This is a genomic window from Vibrio sp. T11.5, from assembly GCF_027587155.1.
Classification (GTDB): domain Bacteria; phylum Pseudomonadota; class Gammaproteobacteria; order Enterobacterales; family Vibrionaceae; genus Vibrio; species Vibrio neptunius.
This window is the reverse complement of the sequence record NZ_JAPPTP010000023.1, coordinates 23,214-46,311: the sequence shown is the minus strand read 5'-3', so window position 1 is coordinate 46,311 and position 23,098 is coordinate 23,214. Positions and strand designations below refer to the sequence as shown.

General features: G+C 46.9%; 23 protein-coding genes. 16 read left to right on the top strand and 7 right to left on the bottom strand.

Going from position 1 to position 23,098, the window contains the following annotated elements:
* Positions 1-79: 79 nt before the first annotated feature.
* Entirely contained in the window at positions 80-955 is an 876-nt protein-coding gene (hslO, locus tag OH455_RS18815; protein WP_269982409.1) for an Hsp33 family molecular chaperone HslO, read from the bottom strand.
* Between the two features lie 54 nt (positions 956-1,009).
* A complete protein-coding gene (gene hslR / locus OH455_RS18810) occupies positions 1,010-1,396 on the bottom strand; it encodes a ribosome-associated heat shock protein Hsp15 (protein ID WP_045977950.1) in 387 nt (128 codons plus the stop codon).
* 254 nt (positions 1,397-1,650) lie between these two features.
* Here hslR and gspC point away from each other — a divergent pair, with 254 nt between their 5' ends.
* From gspC to OH455_RS18750, 12 genes are read left to right on the top strand one after another with little or no spacing between them, the layout of a single operon-like run.
* The gene (gene gspC / locus OH455_RS18805) at positions 1,651-2,517 is read left to right on the top strand and encodes a type II secretion system protein GspC (RefSeq protein ID WP_206371532.1); all 867 of its coding nucleotides are present in this window, start codon (positions 1,651-1,653) and stop codon (positions 2,515-2,517) included.
* A gap of 39 nt (positions 2,518-2,556) precedes the next feature.
* A complete protein-coding gene (gene gspD, locus OH455_RS18800; protein WP_269982408.1) occupies positions 2,557-4,593 on the top strand; it encodes a type II secretion system secretin GspD in 2,037 nt (678 codons plus the stop codon).
* The gene (gspE, locus tag OH455_RS18795; protein ID WP_206371530.1) at positions 4,593-6,077 is read left to right on the top strand and encodes a type II secretion system ATPase GspE; all 1,485 of its coding nucleotides are present in this window, start codon (positions 4,593-4,595) and stop codon (positions 6,075-6,077) included. Before gspD ends, gspE begins: the two co-directional genes overlap by 1 nt.
* Positions 6,077-7,300, top strand: a complete 1,224-nt coding sequence (gspF, locus tag OH455_RS18790) for a type II secretion system inner membrane protein GspF (protein WP_269982407.1) — start codon at positions 6,077-6,079, stop codon at positions 7,298-7,300. Before gspE ends, gspF begins: the two co-directional genes overlap by 1 nt.
* 53 nt (positions 7,301-7,353) lie before the next feature.
* Positions 7,354-7,797 (top strand): type II secretion system major pseudopilin GspG, encoded by a 444-nt coding sequence (gene gspG, locus OH455_RS18785; RefSeq protein ID WP_045977955.1) that lies wholly within the window; start codon positions 7,354-7,356, stop codon positions 7,795-7,797.
* 33 nt (positions 7,798-7,830) lie between these two features.
* Positions 7,831-8,433, top strand: coding sequence for a type II secretion system minor pseudopilin GspH (gene gspH / locus OH455_RS18780; protein WP_045977956.1), 603 nt, complete (start codon positions 7,831-7,833; stop codon positions 8,431-8,433).
* The gene (gspI, locus tag OH455_RS18775) at positions 8,423-8,776 is read left to right on the top strand and encodes a type II secretion system minor pseudopilin GspI (protein WP_269982406.1); all 354 of its coding nucleotides are present in this window, start codon (positions 8,423-8,425) and stop codon (positions 8,774-8,776) included. The genes gspH and gspI overlap by 11 nt, the downstream gene beginning before the upstream one ends.
* Positions 8,763-9,416 carry a type II secretion system minor pseudopilin GspJ gene (gspJ, locus tag OH455_RS18770; protein WP_269982405.1) on the top strand — a complete coding sequence of 218 codons (654 nt, stop codon included), beginning with the start codon at positions 8,763-8,765 and terminating at the stop codon, positions 9,414-9,416. Before gspI ends, gspJ begins: the two co-directional genes overlap by 14 nt.
* Positions 9,406-10,431: a type II secretion system minor pseudopilin GspK gene (gspK, locus tag OH455_RS18765; protein WP_045977958.1), complete on the top strand. Its 1,026-nt coding sequence runs from the start codon at positions 9,406-9,408 to the stop codon at positions 10,429-10,431. The genes gspJ and gspK overlap by 11 nt, the downstream gene beginning before the upstream one ends.
* A complete protein-coding gene (gene gspL, locus OH455_RS18760) occupies positions 10,394-11,608 on the top strand; it encodes a type II secretion system protein GspL (protein WP_269982404.1) in 1,215 nt (404 codons plus the stop codon). Before gspK ends, gspL begins: the two co-directional genes overlap by 38 nt.
* Before the next feature lie 10 nt (positions 11,609-11,618).
* Positions 11,619-12,110 (top strand): type II secretion system protein M, encoded by a 492-nt coding sequence (locus OH455_RS18755; protein ID WP_269982403.1) that lies wholly within the window; start codon positions 11,619-11,621, stop codon positions 12,108-12,110.
* A gap of 6 nt (positions 12,111-12,116) precedes the next feature.
* Entirely contained in the window at positions 12,117-12,878 is a 762-nt protein-coding gene (locus OH455_RS18750; RefSeq protein WP_269982402.1) for a type II secretion system protein N, read from the top strand.
* A gap of 51 nt (positions 12,879-12,929) precedes the next feature.
* On the opposite strand, the gene envZ is transcribed toward OH455_RS18750, so the two are convergent.
* The gene (gene envZ, locus OH455_RS18745) at positions 12,930-14,240 is read right to left on the bottom strand and encodes a two-component system sensor histidine kinase EnvZ (RefSeq protein ID WP_269982401.1); all 1,311 of its coding nucleotides are present in this window, start codon (positions 14,238-14,240) and stop codon (positions 12,930-12,932) included.
* Positions 14,241-14,310: 70 nt separating this feature from the next.
* Complete coding sequence (gene ompR / locus OH455_RS18740; protein WP_045976670.1) at positions 14,311-15,030, bottom strand: osmolarity response regulator transcription factor OmpR; 720 nt, start codon at positions 15,028-15,030, stop codon at positions 14,311-14,313.
* A 183-nt stretch (positions 15,031-15,213) separates the two neighbouring features.
* Here ompR and greB point away from each other — a divergent pair, with 183 nt between their 5' ends.
* Positions 15,214-15,690, top strand: a complete 477-nt coding sequence (greB, locus tag OH455_RS18735; RefSeq protein ID WP_269982400.1) for a transcription elongation factor GreB — start codon at positions 15,214-15,216, stop codon at positions 15,688-15,690.
* Between the two features lie 36 nt (positions 15,691-15,726).
* Here greB and OH455_RS18730 read toward each other — a convergent pair whose 3' ends face one another.
* Entirely contained in the window at positions 15,727-17,607 is a 1,881-nt protein-coding gene (locus tag OH455_RS18730) for a putative ATP-dependent zinc protease (protein WP_269982399.1), read from the bottom strand.
* 245 nt (positions 17,608-17,852) lie between these two features.
* On the opposite strand from OH455_RS18730, the gene OH455_RS18725 reads away from it, so the two are divergent.
* The gene (locus OH455_RS18725) at positions 17,853-20,180 is read left to right on the top strand and encodes a Tex family protein (RefSeq protein ID WP_269982398.1); all 2,328 of its coding nucleotides are present in this window, start codon (positions 17,853-17,855) and stop codon (positions 20,178-20,180) included.
* A gap of 72 nt (positions 20,181-20,252) precedes the next feature.
* On the opposite strand, the gene OH455_RS18720 is transcribed toward OH455_RS18725, so the two are convergent.
* Together OH455_RS18720 and bioH are read right to left on the bottom strand one after the other, a co-directional pair.
* Positions 20,253-20,723 carry an ATP-dependent Lon protease gene (locus tag OH455_RS18720; RefSeq protein ID WP_269982397.1) on the bottom strand — a complete coding sequence of 157 codons (471 nt, stop codon included), beginning with the start codon at positions 20,721-20,723 and terminating at the stop codon, positions 20,253-20,255.
* A gap of 107 nt (positions 20,724-20,830) precedes the next feature.
* Complete coding sequence (bioH, locus tag OH455_RS18715; protein ID WP_269982396.1) at positions 20,831-21,628, bottom strand: pimeloyl-ACP methyl ester esterase BioH; 798 nt, start codon at positions 21,626-21,628, stop codon at positions 20,831-20,833.
* Positions 21,629-21,686: 58 nt separating this feature from the next.
* Here bioH and OH455_RS18710 point away from each other — a divergent pair, with 58 nt between their 5' ends.
* Both OH455_RS18710 and nfuA read left to right on the top strand, forming a co-directional pair.
* Entirely contained in the window at positions 21,687-22,391 is a 705-nt protein-coding gene (locus OH455_RS18710; RefSeq protein WP_045976664.1) for a ComF family protein, read from the top strand.
* A gap of 93 nt (positions 22,392-22,484) precedes the next feature.
* Entirely contained in the window at positions 22,485-23,072 is a 588-nt protein-coding gene (gene nfuA / locus OH455_RS18705; RefSeq protein ID WP_045976663.1) for a Fe-S biogenesis protein NfuA, read from the top strand.
* Positions 23,073-23,098: the final 26 nt, after the last annotated feature.

Here is a 23,098-nt window from a genome sequence, read left to right as displayed (position 1 = left end):
ACGGGCTTTTGATCACAAAAAGGCCAGCGATGTGCTGGCCTTTTGACTGGTAAATTACGTGCTTCTTAAATGTAAAAAATTAATGTAGCGTTTCGTTGTCCGAATCCGTGTGATCAAACAGCTCTGCGATCTGAGCTTCATCGAATGTATAGTCAGTACCGCAGTAATCGCAATGCAGAGAAATTGAGCCGACTTCCGCTAATATATCCTTTATTTCCGCACGATCGACGGTCATGATCGCAGCGCCACTGCGCTCGCGTGAGCAACCACAATGGAATGCTACTGGTTGTGGCTCAAACAGGCGAACCTTCTCTTGGTTGTAGAGACGATAAAGCAGCTCGTTGGCTTGGAGCGTAAATAGCTCTTCGTTTTTGACGGTTTCTGTTAATTGCTCTAAGTGTTCAAAGTCGTCAGGTGTTCCCGTTCCATCTGGCATAACCTGAATTAGCATACCAGCAGCATGCTGCTTGCCCTCATGCTCCCCAAGACGTAACCAGATACGTGTTTTAAGTTGCTCTGAGTTTGCGAAGTAGCTTTCAAGAACTTCAGATAAGTTATCACCATCAAGGCCAACAATACCCTGATAGCGCTCTCCTTTCTTAGGATCTATGGTGATCACTAAGTGGCCTTTACCCATCATGTCATGGATGCTCGCATCTTCAGCAATGTCTCCTTCCCAGCGCGCCACTCCGCGGACTTTCTGATCATGGTCGCCATTAATGACAGCCAATGAAACAGGGCCGTCACCCTGAAGTTGTAGGGTGATAGAGCCTTCGAACTTTAACGTTGCCGTCAGCAGAGTCGTCGCTACCAAGAGCTCGCCGAGTAGACCCTGAACAGGCGCTGGGTATTCCTTGCTGGAGATAATGCGTTGGTAAGCTTCATCCAATTGTACCAACTCGCCACGTACAGAAAGGTCTTCAAAAAGGTAGCGGTTTAAAACATTGTTTGCCATGTAAGCATTTCCTCGTACGTACGGTACTAATGTCAGCCGAATGTTGGCTGATATTTATTGATGTTTGAATTTGATGATGTCGCGACGCTGCTTTTTATCTGGGCGGCGCTCTGGACTTGGGTTGTGCGCATGAAGTTTGCGACGGGCGGCATTTTCTTCACGCTTAGCAAGACTGTCCCCAGTTTCGGTATAGAGGGTTTGTGCTTCGGGAGCGCCACGTCGTTGATCCGAAATTTTTTCGATAACAACGGTTTTCTCCTCATGCCCCTGGCGAAGAGTAATCATTGCGCCTAGTTCAACTGCTTTACTTGGCTTGCTGCGCTGGCCATTATAGTGAACTTTGCCGCCGTCGACCATATTTCGCGCAATGGAGCGTGTTTTGTAAAAACGTGCTGCCCATAGCCATTTATCGAGTCTAACTACTTCAGTTTGGGAACCCATTGTGGATACTAGCCTCTAACTGGTGATGAATCTTGTGCCAAATTATTGCTGTAACAATGGTGATGAAGCGCGCATTTTTCAAGGTATATGGTAAAATTCCACCGCTTTACATGTTAATCAGGCGGTTAGCTATTTAGCCTGTTTCATATTTTGGTAGAATGTTTCGTTCAAATAAAAACTCAAATTATAGAGTGCTTTGTTTGGTAAATAGTACCTTGCATGGCTTTGTCAGCTGGTGATGAAAAGGATTGTGAGTGAACATACGTGGTGTAATTCAACTGGACAGTTTTGTTAAAAATCAAGACCGCCTGAGCTCAATGGCGACAGTTGTATTGTTGGGAGTAAGTGCTTGGGTGGCTGGCGCACTAATATGGAAACCTATGGAGTCGCAATCTGTTGCCCAATGGAGTCCTACGTTGGTCAGCGGTAGCGTCAGCAAAGACTCGGGTTTGAATCTTGCTGAATTGCAAAACAGCCACTTGTTTGGCCGCTATCAATCCCAAGCTCCGGTTGCGAAAAAACCCGTAGTGACGGAAGCGCCTAAAAGTCGTTTGAGTGTCATTTTGGTTGGGGTTGTCACCAGCACGGAACCAGATAAGAACCTTGCTGTGGTTGCAAGCCGAGGTCAACAAGCGACCTATGGGATTGGTGAAACTCTGGAAGGGACAAGAGCCAAGGTGGTTCAGGTGCTGTACGATCGAATTATCGTTGATAACTCGGGTCGTAATGAGACGGTTATGCTGGAAGGACTTAAATACACTAAAGATCCGCAACCACAACCTAAAGCCAAATCGGTTAAGGCAGACGTTTCAGTTGATAAGCTGGAAGAAATTCGTGCTGTTATCCGCAAAGACGCAAAACAAATTTTCCAATATGTTCGTATGTCTCAGATTAAAAGAGACGGAGACGTTATTGGTTATCGCTTAACCCCGGGTAAAGAGAAAGAACTATTCGAATCAGTTGGCTTACAGTCAGGGGATATAGCAACACAAATTAATGGCCAAGATCTTAGTAATCCTGCAGCGATGGGAGAGATCTTTAAAAACATGTCTCAACTTACCGAGCTCAACCTGACGGTAGAAAGAGATGGCCAGCCTTATGAAATTTATATTGAATTGTAAGAATGATGCAGATGCTTGAATCATTCCGAGGAGTAGAGAGTGAACCATTGGCTTAAAAAAAGCGCTTGGCTTTTAGCAGGAAGCTTGTTGATGCCACCAACTGCTGTATTTGCTAATGAATACAGTGCGAGCTTTAAAGGCACAGATATTCAAGAGTTCATCAACATTGTTGGCCGGAATCTAGAAAAAACCATCATTGTTGACCCGTCAGTACGTGGCAAAATTGACGTGCGCAGTTATGACATGCTGTCAGAAGAGCAGTACTACAGTTTCTTCTTAAATGTTCTTGAAGTGTATGGCTATGCGGTTGTCGAAATGGACAACGGTGTTATCAAAGTCATTAAATCTAAAGATGCAAAAACGTCGGCGATTCCTGTTGTTGGTGATGGCTCAATCCAAGGTGACGAAGTCGTGACGCGTGTTGTTGCGGTGCGTAATGTCTCGGTGCGTGAGCTTTCCCCTCTGCTTCGTCAGCTCAATGATAATGCGGGTGCAGGTAACGTTGTGCACTACGATCCTGCCAATATTATTCTTATTACAGGTCGCGCTGCCGTGGTTAATCGACTGGCAGATATCATCAAGCGTGTCGACCAAGCAGGCGACAAAGAAATTGAAGTGGTTGAATTGGATAACGCTTCAGCGGCAGAGATGGTACGAATTGTAGACGCTCTGAACAAAACAACGGACGCGAAAAGTACGCCAGCGTTTCTTCAACCCAAGTTGGTAGCGGATGACCGTACTAACTCCATTCTTATTTCTGGTGATCCTCAGGTTAGAAAGCGTCTGCGTAAGCTGATTAAGCAGCTTGATGTTGAAATGGCGACCAAAGGTAACAACCGCGTCGTTTATTTAAAGTACGCTAAGGCTGAAGACCTCGTTGATGTGCTGAAAGGTGTCTCTGACAACCTGCAAGCAGAGAAGTCTTCTGGTTCTAAACAGGCTTCCAGTGCCAAGCGCGGTGAGGTGATGATTTCGGCTCACCCAGGTACCAATGCACTTGTTCTAACTGCGCCGCCAGATATTATGAACGCGCTCCAAGATGTGATTTCTCAATTGGATATTCGCCGTGCGCAGGTACTGATTGAAGCTTTGATCGTCGAAATGACAGAGGGCGATGGTATCAATTTGGGTGTTCAGTGGGGATCACTCGATACGGGTGCAGTTATCCAATATGGGAATGCTGGAACCAAGATCGGTAGTGTCATGGTCGGCCTAGAAGAGGCAAAGGACACTGTTGAGAGTAAGCCTATCAGAGATAGTACTACTGGTGAGATAAAATACTACGAACAAACAACGACGAAAGGCGATTACTCAACACTGGCTTCTGCGCTTTCTGGCGTTAACGGTGCAGCATTGAGTGTCGTCATGGGAGACTGGACTGCCTTGATCAGCGCAGTGTCGAGTGATACCAACTCTAACATTTTGTCTTCTCCGAGTATTACTGTGATGGACAATGGCGAGGCATCGTTTATTGTCGGTGAAGAAATACCGGTAATCACTGGTTCTGCTGCAGGATCAAACAACGACAACCCATTTCAGACTGTTGATCGTAAAGAAGTCGGTATCAAGCTGAAAGTAGTTCCGCAAATCAACGAAGGTAACTCGGTACAGCTCACCATTGAGCAGGAAGTGTCTAACGTTCTGCCTGCGACCAGTAACGCGGCGGTGGATGTTAGCTTTGCTAAGCGCCAACTTAATACGTCAGTGATGGTAGAAGACGGCCAGATGATTGTTCTGGGCGGTTTGATTGACGAGCGCGCACAAGAGAGTGAGTCTAAAGTTCCGCTGTTAGGTGATATTCCTTACTTAGGCCGTCTATTTAAATCGACCAGCTCTCAAATGCAGAAATCCAACCTGATGGTATTCATCAAACCAACCATTATTCGCGATGGTGTGACCGCAGATGGTATTACTCAGCGTAAATACAACTTTATTCGTGCTGAGCAGCTTTACAAGGCGGACCAAGGTCTGAGATTGATGAAAGACGCGCAAACGCCTGTATTGCCTAAGTTTGGTGAAGAAATTAGTCACCCAGCTGAGATTCAGGCTTTCCTTGACCAAATGGAAACGAAGTGATGGATGAGATAACCACTTTCCGTCGCTTACCGTTCAGCTTTGCCAATCGTTCGCAACTGGTTCTTGAACCTTCAGAACAGGGGTTGGTTTTGTATTATGTTGCCCCTTTGGCGTTCGAAGCTTTAATCGAAGTAAAGCGCGCAGTGGGTGAATATTTTGAGTTGCGCGAAGTGTCTAAAGAGGAATTCGATTCAAAGTTAACGGAAGCGTATCAGCGTGACTCGTCTGAAGCCCGCCAGCTAATGGAAGATTTGGGCGCAGACAGTGATGATTTCTTCTCGTTGGCTGAGGATTTGCCGCAAGATGAGGACCTGCTTGAGTCCGATGACGATGCGCCTATCATCAAGTTGATCAACGCCATGCTTGGTGAAGCGATTAAGGAAGGGGCATCGGATATCCATATCGAGACCTTCGAAAAAGCGCTTTCAATTCGTTTCCGCATTGATGGCGTATTGCGTGATGTGTTATCGCCTAGTCGTAAGCTAGCGCCGTTATTGGTCTCGCGCGTAAAGGTTATGGCTAAGTTGGATATCGCCGAGAAGCGCGTCCCTCAAGATGGACGCATCTCTCTGCGCATTGGCGGCCGAGCGGTTGATGTACGTGTTTCTACCATGCCATCCTCCCACGGAGAGCGAGTGGTAATGCGTCTTTTGGATAAGAATGCGACTCGACTTGATTTACATAGCTTAGGTATGACGCCGGCTAACCATGAAAACTTCCGCCGTATGATTGAACGCCCGCATGGCATCATTTTGGTTACTGGCCCAACTGGCTCGGGTAAGTCGACCACCTTGTATGCTGGCCTGCAGGAGCTCAATAGCAACGAACGCAATATCCTTACTGTTGAGGACCCGATTGAATTTGATATCGATGGTATCGGTCAGACTCAGGTTAACCCTAAAGTAGATATGACGTTCGCTCGTGGCTTACGTGCTATTTTGCGTCAAGACCCTGATGTTGTCATGGTCGGTGAAATTCGTGATTTGGAAACTGCGCAGATCGCTGTTCAGGCCTCGTTGACTGGTCACTTGGTGATGTCTACCTTACACACCAATACAGCCGTGGGCGCAATTACCCGCTTGCGTGATATGGGCATTGAACCGTTCTTGATTTCCTCATCATTGCTGGGCGTGTTGGCACAGCGCCTAGTTCGTACGCTTTGCTCAGATTGTAAAGAGCCCTACGAAGCAGATAAAGAAACGAAAAAACTCTTTGATGTTAAGCAAGAAGAACCCTTGGTTCTCTACAGGGCTAAAGGCTGCGAACAGTGTAATCAGAAAGGGTATCGTGGTCGTACTGGTATTCATGAGTTACTGGTGGTTAACGAGCAGGTACAAGAGAAAATTCATAGCGAAGCGGGTGAGCAGGTGATTGAAAAAACCATTCGTGAGCACACGCCAAGTATTCGTGATGATGGTCTGAGCAAAGTTCGTCAAGGTATTACTTCTCTTGAAGAAGTCATGCGGGTGACTAAGGAAGGCTAATGGCAGCGTTTGAATATAAAGCCCTCAATAAGAAAGGCAAAACCCAGAAAGGAGTCATTGAAGGCGATAACGCACGTCAGGTCCGCGCTCGGCTTAAAGAACAGGGTTTAATGCCTGTTGAGGTGAGTGAAACACGGCAGAAAGCCAAAAAACAGACTGAACAAGCTGGGTTGACCTTTAAGCGTGGCATCAGCACACCTGACTTAGCTTTGATTACTCGCCAGTTGGCGACCTTGGTTCAATCAGGAATGCCGCTAGAAGAGTGTCTGAAAGCGGTTTCGGAGCAATCTGAAAAGCCGCGAATTCGTACCATGCTGCTGGCGGTACGTTCAAAGGTTACTGAAGGTTATACGTTGTCTGATAGTCTCGCGGACTTCCCGCACATCTTTGATGACTTGTTCCGCTCTATGGTGTCGGCGGGAGAAAAATCTGGCCATCTAGATGCGGTTTTGGAGCGTTTGGCGGACTATGCTGAGAATCGACAAAAAATGCGCTCTAAACTGCAGCAGGCAATGATTTACCCTGTGGTTCTGGTGGTTTTTGCCGTCGGTATAGTGGCGTTCTTGCTTGCAGCTGTCGTACCCAAGATTGTTGGCCAGTTTGTTCAGATGGGGCAAGAGCTGCCTCAGTCGACTCAGTTCCTTCTTGCTTCCAGTGATTTTATTCAACACTGGGGTATTCAACTTTTAGTGGCTATGACCGTCCTGGTGTATTTGTTTAAGTTTGCTCTAAGTAAACCAAACCTGCGTTTGAACTGGGATCGTAAGGTTGTTCATATGCCAATGATTGGCAAAATTTCTCGTGGCCTGAATACCTCTCGCTTTGCGCGTACCTTATCTATCTGTACTTCCAGTGCTATTCCTATCTTGGAAGGCATGAAAGTGGCGGTAGACGTGATGTCGAATCACTACGTCAAGCAGCAGGTCCTCAGCGCGACGGATAACGTTCGTGAAGGGGCGAGCCTTCGCAAATCACTCGAACAGACCAAGCTCTTCCCGCCGATGATGCTACACATGATTGCCAGTGGTGAACAGAGTGGTGAGCTAGAGAGTATGCTTACTCGCGCGGCTGACAATCAGGATGCCAACTTTGAATCAACGGTCAATATTGCTTTAGGTATTTTCACTCCGGCATTGATTGCACTGATGGCTGGATTAGTGCTGTTTATCGTAATGGCGACTCTGATGCCAATTTTAGAAATGAACAACTTAATGAGTGGATAGTCATACTGAGAGCGGTTTAACCTCTCGCTATGAACTTTTATTTGGAGAATACAATGAAAAGAAAAATGAACAAGCAGTCTGGCTTTACGCTTTTAGAGGTGATGGTTGTTGTCGTCATCTTAGGTATTTTAGCGAGTTTTGTTGTTCCTAACCTTTTGGGAAATAAAGAAAAGGCTGACCAACAAAAAGCCATTACTGATATTGTTGCGTTAGAAAATGCACTGGATATGTACAAGCTCGATAATAGTGTTTATCCAACCACAGACCAAGGTTTGGAAGCGTTAGTCAATAAGCCATCAAGCCCTGAACCGCGTAATTACCGCGACGGTGGTTACATCAAACGCCTGCCAACCGACCCTTGGGGTAATGACTACCAATATTTGAGCCCAGGTGACAACGGCAACATCGATATCTTCACCCTAGGTGCTAATGGCCAAGAAGGTGGTGAGGGTGTTAATGCCGATATCGGCAACTGGAATATTCAGGATTTTCAATAAGGCAGAGGCGGCATAAGCCGCCCTCTTTTTCCTATGCGCCAACGTTACCCAACTCTTGCTCGTACTGGTTTTACTTTGCTGGAAATCTTATTGGTTTTGGTACTAGTGTCTCTCGCTTCAGTAGCGGTGATCTCCACATTACCGACCAGTTCAAAAGACGTCGCAAAGAAGCAGGCAGAATCTCTCTTTCAACGAATATTGCTCCTTAATGAAGAAGCGATGCTCAGTGGAAGAGATTTTGGTCTACGCATCGATGAGAAAAAATCGGTCTACTATTTGATGTCGTTGGAAAGTGAAGGTTGGCAGAAGCTCAACATCGACCAGATTCCATACGAAACGAAGATGAATGAGTCGGTTGCTGTAACGCTGAATATGGGTGGGGGCGTATGGGCTGATGATGAACGTCTGTTCAAACCGGGAAGCCTGTTTGATGAAGATATGTTTGCTGAATATAAAGAAAAGAAAAAGTTGCGTCCGCCTCAAGTATTTATTGTTTCTAGTGGTGAAGTCACGCCATTTTCTGTTGCCATTTATCCTGAACAAGGCGATGAAGAGCAGGATGCATGGAAGGTAGTGGCAAAAGAAAATGGACAAATAGTGCTATTGGCTCCGGGAGAAAGCGAAGATGAAAGCTAAACGGGGTATGACGCTATTGGAAGTATTGGTTGCATTAGCGATATTCGCTACCGCTGCGATCGCGACAGTTCGCTCTGTAAGCCAGCACATCAACACATTAAATTATCTGGAAGAAAAAACGTTTGCTGCATTAGTCGCTGACAATCAGATGGCTAAAGTCATGTTAGCAGGGAGTAAACCGAGTAAGAAGAAAGGTAAGGATGAATTAGCTGGACGCGATTGGTTCTGGTCGATAGAACCTGTTGAGACCGCCGGTGATATTTTGCAGGCATTTGATGTCAAAGTGGCTACCAGTGAAAAAAGTTCGCCAGTGGTGACGGTGAGAAGCTATGTGGCGAAGTAAAACGTCTGCCCCTCAGGGGGGATTCACCCTAATTGAAGTACTGGTCGCCATTGCCATCTTTGCCAGCTTGAGCGTGGGTGCTTATCAGGTGCTCAATCAAGTCCAGCGCAGCAACGAACTGTCAATGGAACGAAGTGAGCGACTCAAGACATTGCAACGTGCATTAGTGTTTATGGATGGCGACTTTCGTCAGATGGCACTGCGTCAGACACGTACCAATGGTGAGGAGTCCAATGGTCTGATGATACAGTGGAAAGAGTATTTACTGGACTCTGATGCCAACGGGATCTTGTTCACTCGCTTAGGCTGGCATAACCCCCAGCAGCAATTTCCACGTGGCGAAGTGAGTAAAGTGGGTTATCGAATCAAGGATGATGTGCTGGAGCGTGTCTGGTGGCGTTACGCTGATACGCCTGCGGGACAAACGGGAATCGTCATGCCATTGCTCGACAAAGTGGAAAAGTTTAAGGTGAAGTTCTTTGATGGCTCAGACTGGAAAAAAGAGTGGGATAAGAAAGCCACGTTACCTCAAGCAGTAGCGGTTGAACTTGAACTAGAAGATTATGGCAAGATTGAGCGTATTTATATGACGGCGGGTGGCGAAATGGGCGGTTCTGAGGAGAAAAGCAATGACAGCTAAACGCCCTCAGCGCGGTGTTGCCTTAATCGTGATTTTGCTCCTCTTAGCGGTGATGGTCAGTATCGCTGCCAGTATGGCTGATCGTTTGTTTAGTCAGTTTAAGCGCGCTGGCAGCCAAATCAGTTATCAGCAAGCGTACTGGTACAGTCTGGGTGTTGAAGCTCTCGCGAAGTATGGTATAGAGCAAAGTTATAAAGACAACGATGACAGCATTAATCTGTCACAGCCTTGGGCACAAGAGCTGAATAGCATGGCATTGGACTACGGCACCGTGAGCGGTAAGTTGCATGATGCACAAGCCTGCTTCAATATCAATGCGCTGTCTGGTGCGGAGCAAACCACAGGGTCTGCTCAGCTCCCTTTCTTGGTGGAAAAGTTTCAGAACCTGCTTGAGGAATTGCAGGTGGACAATTACGAAGCAGAAACCATTGCACAGTCACTATGGGAATTTGTTGATAGCAATGATTCGGTTAACTCCTCATCGGGCGTCGAAGACAGCCACTACGAAGGTTTATCACCTGCGTATTTAAGTGCCAATACACTGTTAGCAGACAGCAGTGAGTTGCGAGCAGTAAATCAGGTCAGCGGTGAAGTGATGGAAAAAGTCGCTCCGATGATTTGCGCACTGCCCACGTCTGATTTCCGCCTAAATGTGAATACCATTGCGCCTGAGCATGCAGCGCTGCTGGCGGCAATGTTCTATCCGAACCTGAGCTCGTCTCAGGCAAAACAGATTATAGAAAACCGTGGCCCTGATGGATGGGCATCAACGGATGACTTCCTCGCTGAATCGGACCTAAGTGGTTTGAGCGATGACGTCAAAAAACAAGTCAAAGGCTACCTGAGTGTCGATAGCGTGTATTTCGAGCTCGATGCTGAGGTGCTAGTGGATAAATCCAGGGTGCGAATTCGCAGCCTGTTGTTTAGTAATAATAGAGAAACTGCAACGGTAATACGCCGTCGCTTTGGAGGGATCGGTGAACGAGTTTCTAATCGTTCGGCTGAGCAAAAGTAAAACAGCAGCGATTCAATGGCTGGTTTGGTCAGAAAGCCAAAAGGAAGTGATAGCGAGCGGTGAACTGCAAAATCACCAGGATTTGAATGAGCTTGCCAATTACGCAGAAGGGCGCCAAGTTATTGTACTGGTGTCCGCAGCAAATCTAGTTCTGACGCAGCTGGAAGTCCCAGCAGGCGCGAATCGTCAGTTTGAGTCTATGCTGCCATTCATGTTGGAAGACGATGTGGCGCAGGATGTGGATGAACTACATTTTACTATTTTGGCAAAGGCAGCCAATCAGGCTTATGTCTGTGGTATTGACTATAGCTGGTTGGAATCAATATTAGCTGAAATGCAACAGCTTGGCTTTGCTGTGCGTAAGGTATTACCTGATGCATTGGCTTTACCTGTCGCTGAAGAATCAGGCTTGAGTGCGGTTGAGCTGGATGGTCAGTGGTTGGTAAAAAAAGGTCAGTACAGTGCGGTCAGTATTGAACTGGCTTGGTTGCCGTTCTTAGCTCAGTCAGATTGGGTGAAGCAAGGCGATGAATATCTACCACTTCAGGCCTATTCACCTTTACCAGAACTAACGTTAGCCAATGATCAAAAATGGCACAATGAACAACCACAGTTGGTCATGCAGCTGTTGGCTGAACAAGCTGTCAAAAGTAAGTTCAACCTGTTGTCCGGTGAGTTTAAACCGAAGTCGTCTTTTGGTCGTCATATAAAGGTTTGGCGTAAAGCGGCAATTGCAGCAGGAATCTTAGTTGCCATTCTCAGTGTCGATAACTGGCTGCAAATCCAAAGTGCTGAAACGCAAGCCAACGCCTATCGTGAGGAAAGTGAACGTATTTTCCGTCAAGTGACCAACATGAGTAAAATTCCGACTGTCACCTATCTCAAACGAGAAATGGAGCGAGAGGAGAACCGACTGTCTGGTGGTGGTAGTGGTGACTCGGTACTGGAATGGATGGTGAAAATGCCTCAAGTGATGAAGCAGGTCCCGAGCCTCAAGCTCACCAGCTTCAAGTATGACAGTACTCGCGGAGAAGTCAGGCTTCAGGCGCAAAGCAATGATTTCCAGACGTTTGAGAAAGCGCGTGAACTGATGTCTGGTCAATTTACGGTTGAGCAGGGACAACTGAGTAAATCGGGGACTCTCGTTAATGGCACCTTTGTGCTTAAGCGATTATAGGGAGCTGCTGGTGAAACAATTAGTATCTACACTTCAGGCATGGTGGGCGGGTACCAGCCAACGTGAACAACGTTTGCTGATCGCTTGTTCGGTAATGTTATTTTTGGGTGTGATCTACTGGGGCATATTGCAACCAGTCAGTCAGCGTGCCGACATGGCGACGAATCGTATCCAGAGCGAGAAACAATTACTCAACTGGGTGAAAGACAAAGCAGACACTATCAGTCAACTGCGTGCTCAAGGCGGAGTGGCATCGTCGAGCTTGCCACTTAATCAGTCTATTTCTTCAACGGCTTCACGTTTTGGTGCAGAGCTTGTCAGAGTCCAGCCACGTGGCGAGGAACTGCAGGTTTGGGTTCAACCGATGCCATTCAATCGCCTAATTGATTGGATGACGTTCCTGCAGGAAAAACACGGTGTATCAGCGACCTTTATGGACATTGATAAGGGAGAGCAAGATGGGACTGTCCAAGTCAAGCGCTTACAGTTTGTTAAAAGGTAAAGCTAAGTGAAAAGAGTCATTCTGCTCAGTCTGACGTTGGTGATGGTCTTTCTGATTAGTGCTGTGGCGCATGTTCCAGCTCAGGTTGCGCTGAACTATTTACCATTACCACCTCAGCTAGTCGTTCATGGTGTTTCAGGTACCATTTGGGATGGTAGTGCCACAGGGTTAACTTGGCAAAGGCAGAAGTTAGGTGCCCTACATTGGCAATTAGCGCCACTCAAATTGCTCGTGGGTAAAGCTGAAGCACAGGTGCGCTTTGGCCGTGGCAGTGATATGCAACTGACGGGACGTGGTGTCGTAGGCTACAGTATGTCTGGCCCTTATGCTGAAAACTTAATCGCTTCATTGCCAGTTGCAAAAATTATCGAACTGGCGCCCCCGATACCTGTTCCAGTGGAACTTACAGGTCAGGTTGAGCTGAGTATTCATTCTATGGTTTATGTCGCTCCATATTGCCAGACTGGTGAAGGTTCAGTAGTCTGGAATGCCGATAAAGTGATTACGCCATTAGATGAGCTTAGCGTTGGTCCAGTGGTGGTTAACTTTAGTTGTCAGGATAGCCAGATCTCACTGAAAGGCGATCAGAACAGCCAACAGGTGAACAGTGCGGCGGAAGTTATGATACAAGCTAATCGCAGCTATCAGGCTTCTGCTTGGTTTAAGCCGAGCGATGAGTTTCCTAGCTCGTTTGCAGAACAGCTGAAATGGCTTCCATCGCCAGACTCTGAAGGTCGTTATCAGTTTACTTATCATGGACGCCTTTAAATCTGTTGATATCCAATAAAAAGGGGCGTTAGCCCTTTTTTATTCGAGAGGCTATTTGCCGACTGCTGGAAAACTGATCTGCGCCCGTAAGCCACCACCGCTGCGATTATTGATTAGCACCGTCCCTTTATGTTGGCTAGCAATACGCTTCACTATGGCGAGTCCAAGGCCTGTACCTTCACTGCCTCTGGCGGTGTCGCCGCGGGTGAAAGGTTCAAACAGCTTGCTTACTTGGCTTTGCTCTATACCTGGACCGTTGTCCTCTATACACACCCAAACCCGTTTATTATCTGCAGTGACACCGGTGCTGACTTTGACCCAACCTTTACCATACCGTATGGCGTTTACAACTAAGTTACTTACTGCTCGTTTAATCGCGATCGGACTGCCATTGGTAAACCTAAGGGGCTGTTGCAGCTCAGTTTCAATTTGAATCTCATAACCACCTTCTGAAGTTGCAATATCATTGGCGATGTCATTAAGGTCAACGTCGATGAATGAATCTTTGTTGACGGGTTTTAGGTAGTCCATAAACTGGCTGATGATCTCGTTACACTCTTCGGTATCACTGATGATGCCTTCAGCCAAATAGCTATCTTCCGGTGACATCATTTCAGTAGCAAGCCGGATCCGAGTTAGAGGGGTTCTCAAATCATGACTGATACCGGCCATGAGCAGAGTACGATCCTCTTCTAGAGCCTGAATACCTTTAGACATCTGATTGAATGCCCTTGTCACCGAACGGATTTCCGTCGCGCCTTTCTCAGGTAATGGCGGAGGAATGTCCCCTCGACCAACACCTTTGGCGGCTTTTTCTAGATCAATCAAAGGTCGGTTTTGTAAACGGATGAAAAGCCAACCACCGGCGACAATGAGTAACGCCATAATTAAGCTATTGCGAAATAGGGGCGCAAAGTCTTCTTCCTGCAGTTCAGATAGCGGAATACGCAGCAGCGAACCGGGCAATGAATCGATTCTCATCCACAGAATGTAGCTGTCAGTACCTAGCATCATACGTACATCGGTCGGTGAACCGAGTTCTTTGCTCATCTCCTCGCTCATGAGATCAATACTGACGGCATGATAATACTCATCTGCTATCGGGCTATCGTCGGCGTGGATGGTGACGCCAAGCTGTTCTAACACTCTGCGTCTTAGTGGAGCATCCATCTGCAATCCACCCTCGATGGCTGCTGAATCGTCGAGCATTAAATTGATTTCGTGACTGAGGATCTTATTAAACTGCTGAAGGCTGGGCATCAAAGCATAGTTAAACACGGCGTAGTAGGAGTAAACCTGACTGGCAATCAATAAGGTAAGAAAGATAAAAATCGATTGAGTAAAGGAACTGCGAATACGCATATTGGTGGCCTTGATTGAGGTGAAAACAAAAAGTGCGAGACACAGTCTCGCACTCTCATCAGGTGAGCAATTATGCTTCTTTGCCGTCTGGTACGAAAACGTAGCCTAAGCCCCATACAGTTTGAATATAACGAGGTTTACTTGGATCGACTTCCAGCATACGACGCAGACGAGAAATCTGTACGTCGATGGATCGTTCCATAGCAGAATACTCACGACCGCGGGCCATATTCATTAGTTTGTCACGTGACATCGGCTCACGGGCATTGGTAACCAGCGCTTTAAGCACCGCAAATTCGCCCGAGGTCAGAGGCATTGACTCCTCACCGCGAAACATTTCACGTGTACCAAGGTTTAGGCTGAACTCACCGAATTCGACCACCGACTCTTCTGAGCTAGGTGCACCGGGCAGTTCAGTTGTCTGACGACGCAATACTGCTTTGATGCGTGCCAGCAGCTCACGTGGGTTAAATGGTTTTGGCAGGTAGTCGTCTGCGCCAACTTCCAAGCCAACAATTCGGTCAATTTCATCACCTTTTGCAGTGAGCATCAGGATCGGTAAGGTACTGTTAGCGTTACGCAGGCGACGGCAAATAGACAGGCCATCTTCACCTGGTAGCATTAAATCCAATACCATCAGGTGGAAGTTTTCACGGGTTAACAGGCGGTCCATCTGCTCACTGTTAGCGACACTACGTACTTGGAATCCTTGTTCAGACAAGTAACGCTCCAGCAATGCACGCAAACGTGCATCGTCATCAACGACTAAGATCTTGTGATTTTCTTGCATGTAATGATTCCACCTATTAAATAAGACAGCGCTTTGTCGGAGCTAATGTACAGCCCTTTCTCACGAATCAAAATGTAACATTGTTCTGATGAAAGTGGCGCAAAGAATTGTTAACGATTATTACCTTTTTAAGTCCTTTTTAGCTAATGTATACGCCATATTCAATTCACTAGCGTCAGAAATATGAAAACAAACCTAATCACACGCGAAGGCTTTGACCGACTTAAAAAAGAACTCGATTTTCTATGGAAAGAAGATCGCCCAGAAGTGACTAAAAAAGTGACTTGGGCAGCGAGTTTAGGTGATCGCTCAGAAAATGCGGATTATCAGTACAATAAGAAACGTCTGCGTGAAATTGATCGTCGTGTACGTTATCTGCGCAAGCGTCTTGAGCAGGTGAAAGTGGTGGATTACGCTCCGCAGCAGGAAGGAAAAGTGTTTTTTGGTGCATGGGTCGAAGTGGAAAATGAAGCTGGAGAAGTGAAAAAGTTTCGCATTGTTGGCCCTGATGAAATTTATGGTGGCGCCAAAGATTATATCTCGATTGACTCGCCAATGGCGCGAGCCCTGTTAAAGAAAGAAGTGGATGACGAATTCAGCGTCAAAACGCCGGAAGGCGAGAAAGAGTGGTTTGTGAACAGTATTTTTTATAGCCGTTGAAAAGGGTGCCGCGCAGAGGAGCGCGGCACTTGTCTTTTATTTTTCGTAGTCCGGTTTTTCAGTAATGATGTAGTCCTTATCACTGCTAACAATGGCCCCATATTTGAGGAAGTTTTTGCCTAAAATCATGCTGTAGTGGAAGCGTCCCCTGTCTTGGAGGTTAACGCGAATGATCTTATCCAACTCTCCCAGCCTGACTCGCATTTCAACCACAGGGCGCACGTTGGCTTTTTCCCCTTTCTTGGCTGTAATGCGCATCACATCGACTACTTCTCGAGTGAATTCCTGTTTCATCCCGATATCATTTTCGTAGGTGAACGTGACCATATCTTTGCCATCTTTCTGATATTGCTTGATGTTCTTGGCATTGATTGAGCTGACATCCGCTCCAGTATCTAGCTTGACCGGAAAAGCCAGATCTTCGACTTGAACGACTTCAATGTGACCAGCTCTGAATAGCGGACTTGGGCTGAGTAGATCCTCTGTACGAGTGTTGAGTAGTACATTGCTTTTCGCCATGCTGTGGCCCATGACAAAGAAAGGTTTGGTGTCACTTTTGCCAAGGCTATCGATAGCAAATTCCAGTTCTCGTTTCTTGTCTCCTAACTCGAATACACCTTCCACAACCGGACGAACGGATTTGCCGACTTTGAGTTTACGCAGGACAGGCTTAGTCAACGTTTTGATTTCACCTTGGCGGTTTTCAAGAGTGAAACTGACCTGTTCCTTGCCGCTTTTCTTGCTGAGTTCAAACTCTTTGACTCTCAGCAGTGGCGTTTTGACGATAAAACTAGGCTGTGCAGGAATGCTGAACTCTTGGTCTATGGTGATGGTCTCTTTGGGTGAGATCACCAATGGATCAGACTTGAGGGCCGTCTTGAAGCTAGTATCGGCTTTTTTGAGCAGGTTTTCGCTGTCGGTATCGATAACGAAATGTTCACTGGCGATATCTCGTCCCAGGCTGATCTGGCTGTTTAAATGGCTGCGGTCACGTAAATAAACCAGCCAATGCTGAGTGTGATTCTGGTTGAGCTTGACGGGTAGGTAAACCAGCGGACGCTCACCATTGCTGGTGCTCAAGATACGAATCAATGGCAGAGTCATGGGTTTGCGTTTGCCTTTGTCATCTTCCAATTTGAACGAGACTGATTGAGCCTTTTTGTCGATTTTTACATCCAAAGCATGGGCGTTGGAGTAACGACTGGTGGTTGCGACACTGACCTTATAGGGCATGCCGTCAACTTCTACGGTTTCTTTTTTACCGATAACTTGAGCACGCGGTTGCTCTTGCAGGTAATCATAACCTGCCATCACCCAAGCGTTATCTTCAAGAAAGGTTTTACCAATCAGGATGGGCGACGAGAACTGGCTGCGCTTGGTGAGGTTAATCATAGCGTCCACGGTATGGCCGCCGATCGTGAGTGGCATTCTTACCGCTGGACGAAGAATCGGTTTTTCGCTGGTGCGGCTGCGGATGATGCTGATGCGTTCAAGATCATCTTTGATATTGATGTCTTCGCCGGTATACGGGTGGCGAATGGTAAAGGAAATAGTGACCTGATAAGACAAATAGGTTTCTGTATTTCTCTTTAGCTTGTTTTTTCGCCGATCATTGACCACCGCCCATAGCAGGTCATTGTCAGTCAAATCTTTAAAGTCTGGATGTGTGCTGGTTAGATGAATGTTTTCAGCGTGAATCGAGGTGGTATCGGCGCCAGTATCGATCTTGCCCATAAAGGGTACACCTTTGAGCTTTGGAATATCGTTATAGTAGACATTTTCGATGCGGCCCAGAATCAGTTCGTTGTCCACCTGATAGGCTGGATTTTGTGTGGTGGCGGAAAGGGTCTCAGACCAAGCTTGTGGGGCTGTCATTAGGGCGCTTGTCAAAGTCAGAATCAAAGAGAGCTTCTTCATGCAATAATTTCCCAAACTAAATCGATGTATCGATGCTTATTAACTAACTCGAAATGATATAACTTACTTAAATGTAATGAATATATTTCAATTGCGACTGCAGTTTTGACACAAATGTGCACCGTGTCTATCAGGCGTCGGTGATTTTTTCAGGACAAGATTTAAAACATTGCAAAATCCATGATTTGCCCCCATGTCTAGAGCAGACCAACTCCTTCACACAATATAATTAAGAGAATCAACGGATGAGCCAAGCTATCTGTCAAATGATTGCTCACGAACTGAATGTTCGTACTGAGCAAGTTAACGCTGCTGTTAATCTCATCGATGATGGCAATACGGTGCCATTTATCGCCCGCTATCGAAAAGAAGTGACAGGTGGTTTGGATGATACCCAACTGCGTAATCTCGACAGCCGTCTCTCTTACCTGCGTGAATTGGATGATCGTCGTCAGACGATTCTGAAATCCATTCAGGAGCAAGGTAAATTGACGACTGAGCTCGAAACTGAAATCAATCAGGCGGACAGTAAAACTCGTCTGGAAGACCTGTATCTGCCTTATAAACCTAAGCGCCGCACCAAAGGTCAGATTGCGATTGAAGCTGGTTTGGAACCGCTGGCAGACAAATTATGGAACGAACCACAGACGGAGCCGGAGCAAGAAGCGGCTCAATACCTTGATGCAGACAAAGGTATTGCAGACACGAAAGCGGCGCTTGATGGCGCGCGTGCCATTGTGATGGAACGTATTGCTGAAGATGCCAACCTGCTGGAAAAAATTCGTACGCATCTTAACCGTAGCGCAGAGCTGGTGGCTCGCGTTGTGGAAGGCAAAGAGCGCGAAGGCGAAAAATTCAAAGATTACTTTGAGCACAATGAAGCCTTAAGCAAGGTGCCATCACACCGTGCACTGGCTATGTTGCGTGGCCGTAATGAAGGTTTCTTAACATTGGCGATGAATGCTGACCCTGAGCAGGAAGAGGGCGCACGCCAGTCGTATTGCGAAACCATTGTTGCCGATCACTACGGTATTTCACTGAGCCAAGCCCCAGCGGATGTGTGGCGTAAGCAAGTGATCAGTTGGGCGTGGCGTATCAAGGTGTCGATGCACATGGAAACTGAGCTGATGGGAGCGATGAAAGAGCGTGCTGAAATCGAGGCGATTGAAGTGTTTGCCACAAACCTGAAGGATTTGTTGATGGCGGCTCCAGCTGGTCCACGAGCTACGCTAGGTCTCGATCCGGGCTTGAGAACGGGGTCGAAAATCGCGGTGGTAGATTCAACAGGTAAAGTGCTAGCAACAGAAACCATCTACCCTCATCCGCCGCAAAAACAGTATGACAAATCGGCTCAGGTGGTGGCGAAGCTGGTACAGCAGTTTAATGTCGACCTAATTGCCATTGGTAACGGCACTGCATCGCGTGAAACGGACAGTTTTGTCGCTGATCTGATTAAGCGAAATAACCTTAAAGTGCAGAAGATTATGGTCAGTGAAGCGGGCGCGTCCGTCTATTCGGCGTCAGAGCTGGCTGCCAAAGAATTCCCGGGTTTGGACGTGTCACTACGTGGAGCAGTGTCGATTGCTCGCCGTCTGCAAGACCCACTGGCGGAGCTGGTGAAAATTGACCCTAAATCGATTGGTGTTGGCCAGTATCAACACGACGTCAGCCAGTCGATGCTGGCTAAGCGTCTGGACGCGGTTGTCGAGGACTGTGTAAACGCCGTTGGTGTCGATGTGAATACGGCGTCTCCTGCTTTGTTAACGCGAGTAGCTGGGCTGTCGAGTACTATTGCGCAGAACATTGTTGACTACCGTGATGAAAATGGCCGCTTTGAAGCACGTACTACACTGAAGAAAGTCGCTCGCCTTGGGCCAAAAGCCTTTGAACAGTGTGCCGGATTCCTCCGTATTATGGATGGTAAGAACCCGCTGGATGCGTCATCGGTTCACCCAGAAGCTTACCCTGTTGTGAAAGCCATCGCAGAGAAAAATAGCAAAGACATTCGCGCATTGATTGGTGATACTCAGTTCCTGCGTGGCTTGCACGCCGTGGATTACACTGATGACAATTTTGGTGTTCCGACGGTTAGCGATATCATCAAAGAGTTGGACAAGCCAGGGCGAGATCCTCGCCCCGAATTCAAAACCGCAACGTTCGCTGATGGCGTAAATGAAGTGTCAGATCTCGAACCGGGTATGGTGCTGGAAGGCGTGGTATCCAACGTGGCGAATTTTGGCGCTTTCGTTGATATTGGCGTGCATCAAGATGGCCTAGTACATATTTCGGCTTTAACCGATCGATTTGTCTCTGATCCAAGAGAAGTCGTTAAGGCGGGGGATATCGTTAAAGTCAAAGTGATGGAAGTGGACATTCAGCGTAAGCGTATTGGCCTATCTATGCGTCTTAATGATGAACCGGGCCAAGATAACCGCTCTCCGCGTTCTACCGCGCCACGTGGTCAACAACGTCAGAGCCAAAGCAACAAAGGTAGCCAACGTCGTCGTGAAGAGCCAGCAAATGGCGCGATGGGCGGGGCATTTGCCGCTGCTTTTGCCAAAGCCAAAAAATAGCTTCGGCTAAAAATACAAATCCCCGCAATAGCGGGGATTTTTTTCGGTATTTCCTAATTCAATCTTTAGGTACTACAACACCGCAATGACATCTGAAGGTGTATTGGGTGCAACCGCATCACCGTAGTGAAACTTAATCACGGTTCTGCGCTTGGCCATTTTGCCTTCAGTTATCGCCGCATCGATTATGTGCCTTGGTAACCGAAAGCGCATCGCGTAGCCCTTGCCCTGATCTTCACTGTAGCTGTCCAGAGCAATCAATTGAAAAATCCGTTCGAGCGTATTTTTCGGATCTTCCTGATAAGTGGCTTTAACGTCTTCCTGTTCGCTGGCTTCATAGCTTGGGTGCTCAGCCGGATCCCAAGAGGATTGTTGTCGCCTTTTATCATCGGCTTTAACTTTACGTTCAGCGTTACTTTTGGTTAATGCCACAGTGGGAGTGACGGGCTCGCGGACTTTATTGTCTCTGGCTGCCTGCTCCGTTTGCACATTAACCGATGGGGCGATCAGCGGTACACTTACATTTGTAGGTGATACGAGCATTTAACCTCCTCACGCCCTGCCAAAAATACAATAAAACAGCGTTTTCTTGGCTTGGTTACTTATCGGCCTGTAGAGTCATAATTTTAGCGTGTTGGATAAAATAATTGCTATCTGTCAGTAGAAAAGCGAGTAACTTGCTGACAAAACTCATTAAATTCGGTCATGAATGGTGCATGTGATGAAGCGCTAAATACATAGCTCTCACTGGTTGGCATCAGTGTATCCACTTCAGTAGCGACTTTAGCCGGTACCAAACCATCAAGGCGTCCGTATAAGCGTAGGGTGGGTATTGAGATATTCGGTAGCGCCTGTCGATAATCTATATTTGCCAGTAGTTTTAAGCCAGTGAGTAGGGATTGAGGATTTGGCTCTGGACGAGACAGGATGGCTTTCTTGAGGTTTTTGACGTCTTGTCGGGCAGAAGGGCTACCCATTGCCTGTAACGCCATAAAGCGCTCTACGGTAACACGAAAGTCGTCGACCAATTGTTCTGTAAACGCACTCAATACTTGAGGTTGTATTCCGCGCCAGCGTCTGTCTGCTGAAAACTTAGGTGAGCTTGCCACGGTGATCAGTTTATTGATGCGCTCAGGGTGATGAATAGCGATATGCGTTGCCACCAAGCCGCCCAAAGACCAGCCGAGCCAAATTGCATTGTCAGGGGCGCTCTCCAGCACCTGTTGTATAAGCTCTTCCATCGTTTCGAAATGCAATTGATGGCTATGGCCAAACCCAGGTAGATCAACAACGTGTACCCGAAAGTGCTCACTTAACAGCTCAGAGGCCTGATGCCATACAGCGCCATTCATTCCCCAACCATGTACTAAGACCAAATCGTTACCATGACCAGTTGATTGCCAATATGGCGTTGTTGGTTTGATCTCATTTTGTACCACGTTTTCCATCCTTTACACCTGAATTAAAGCGGTAAGTTAACTATTGAGTTCTAAGATATTGAGCGCCATGTTAACCGATTGGATCAAGAAACACACAGCCTACCTGTTGCCAAGTCATTGTGATTTATGCCAGATGATAATTGAATCGCAAGCGACACATCCCTTGTTTTGTAGCTTTTGTCAGCAATGTTTTGCGCCAGTTGCGCGTTGCAGACGGTGCGGTCTAGTGACACCTGAATCTGTTGATATGTGCGGAGAGTGTTTAGTTTCACCACCGTTGTGGACAAATTTATACTGCGTTGGGGATTATCAACCGCCTCTATCGAGCTATGTTCACCGTCTGAAATATCAAGGCCAGTACTGGCAAGCTAAAACCTTGGCTTTGCTTTTGGTACCGCGTATCGATACTCGACCAGACCTAATTACGTTTGTCCCTTTGCATTGGCGTCATTACTGTTATCGAGGCTACAACCAAAGTCAGCATCTGGCATACCAAATTGGACGAGAACTGGCCGTACCTTGTAAAGCTCTCTTTAAAAAGGTGAGAGCAACGGACAGGCAACAAGGAATGAATAAAAAGCAGCGTAAGGAGAATGTTCGCCGGGCTTTTTGTCTGAATCAATCGATAAAAGCCGAGCATATTGCTATTATCGATGATGTGTTAACTACAGGCAGTACGGTGCATCAATTATGCCAATTGTTGCTTGATGCAGGTGTGAAAACTATTGATATTTACTGCATTTGCCGCACTCCTGAACCTTCTAACCGCTAAAGTAGCGCTGATTTGATCTAAAAGGCTAGATCTTGAGGAAATCAGGAGTAAAATGGCGCTTAAATAACCTACAAATTTACTCAGGTATTCGTCGTGTCAAATCCTATTACTATTACTGAAAATGCCCAAAAACACTTTGCTAACCTTTTGAGCCAGCAGCCAGAAGGGACAAACATCCGCGTATTTGTTGTGAATCCAGGGACGCAAAATGCCGAATGTGGCGTTTCTTACTGCCCAACTGAAGCGATTGAAGCTTCAGACACTGAGATCAAGTATGAAGGTTTCTCCGCTTACATTGACGAGCTGAGTCTACCATTCCTTGAAGATGCTGAGATTGACTTCGTCACTGACAAGATGGGTTCTCAACTGACGTTGAAAGCGCCTAACGCGAAAATGCGTAAAGTCTCTGATGATGCACCATTGGTTGAGCGTGTTGAATATGCAATCCAAACGCAGGTTAACCCCCAGTTAGCAGGTCATGGTGGCCACGTTAACTTAGTAGAGATTACCGATGACGGTGTTGCGATTGTTGCCTTCGGTGGTGGCTGTAATGGGTGTTCTATGGTCGACGTGACGCTAAAAGAAGGTATTGAAAAAGAGTTACTGCAACAGTTCGAAGGAGAACTGTCTGCGGTTCGCGATGCAACAGAGCACGATCGTGGCGAGCACTCTTACTACTGATAAATGGTTCAACATAAGATTTAACC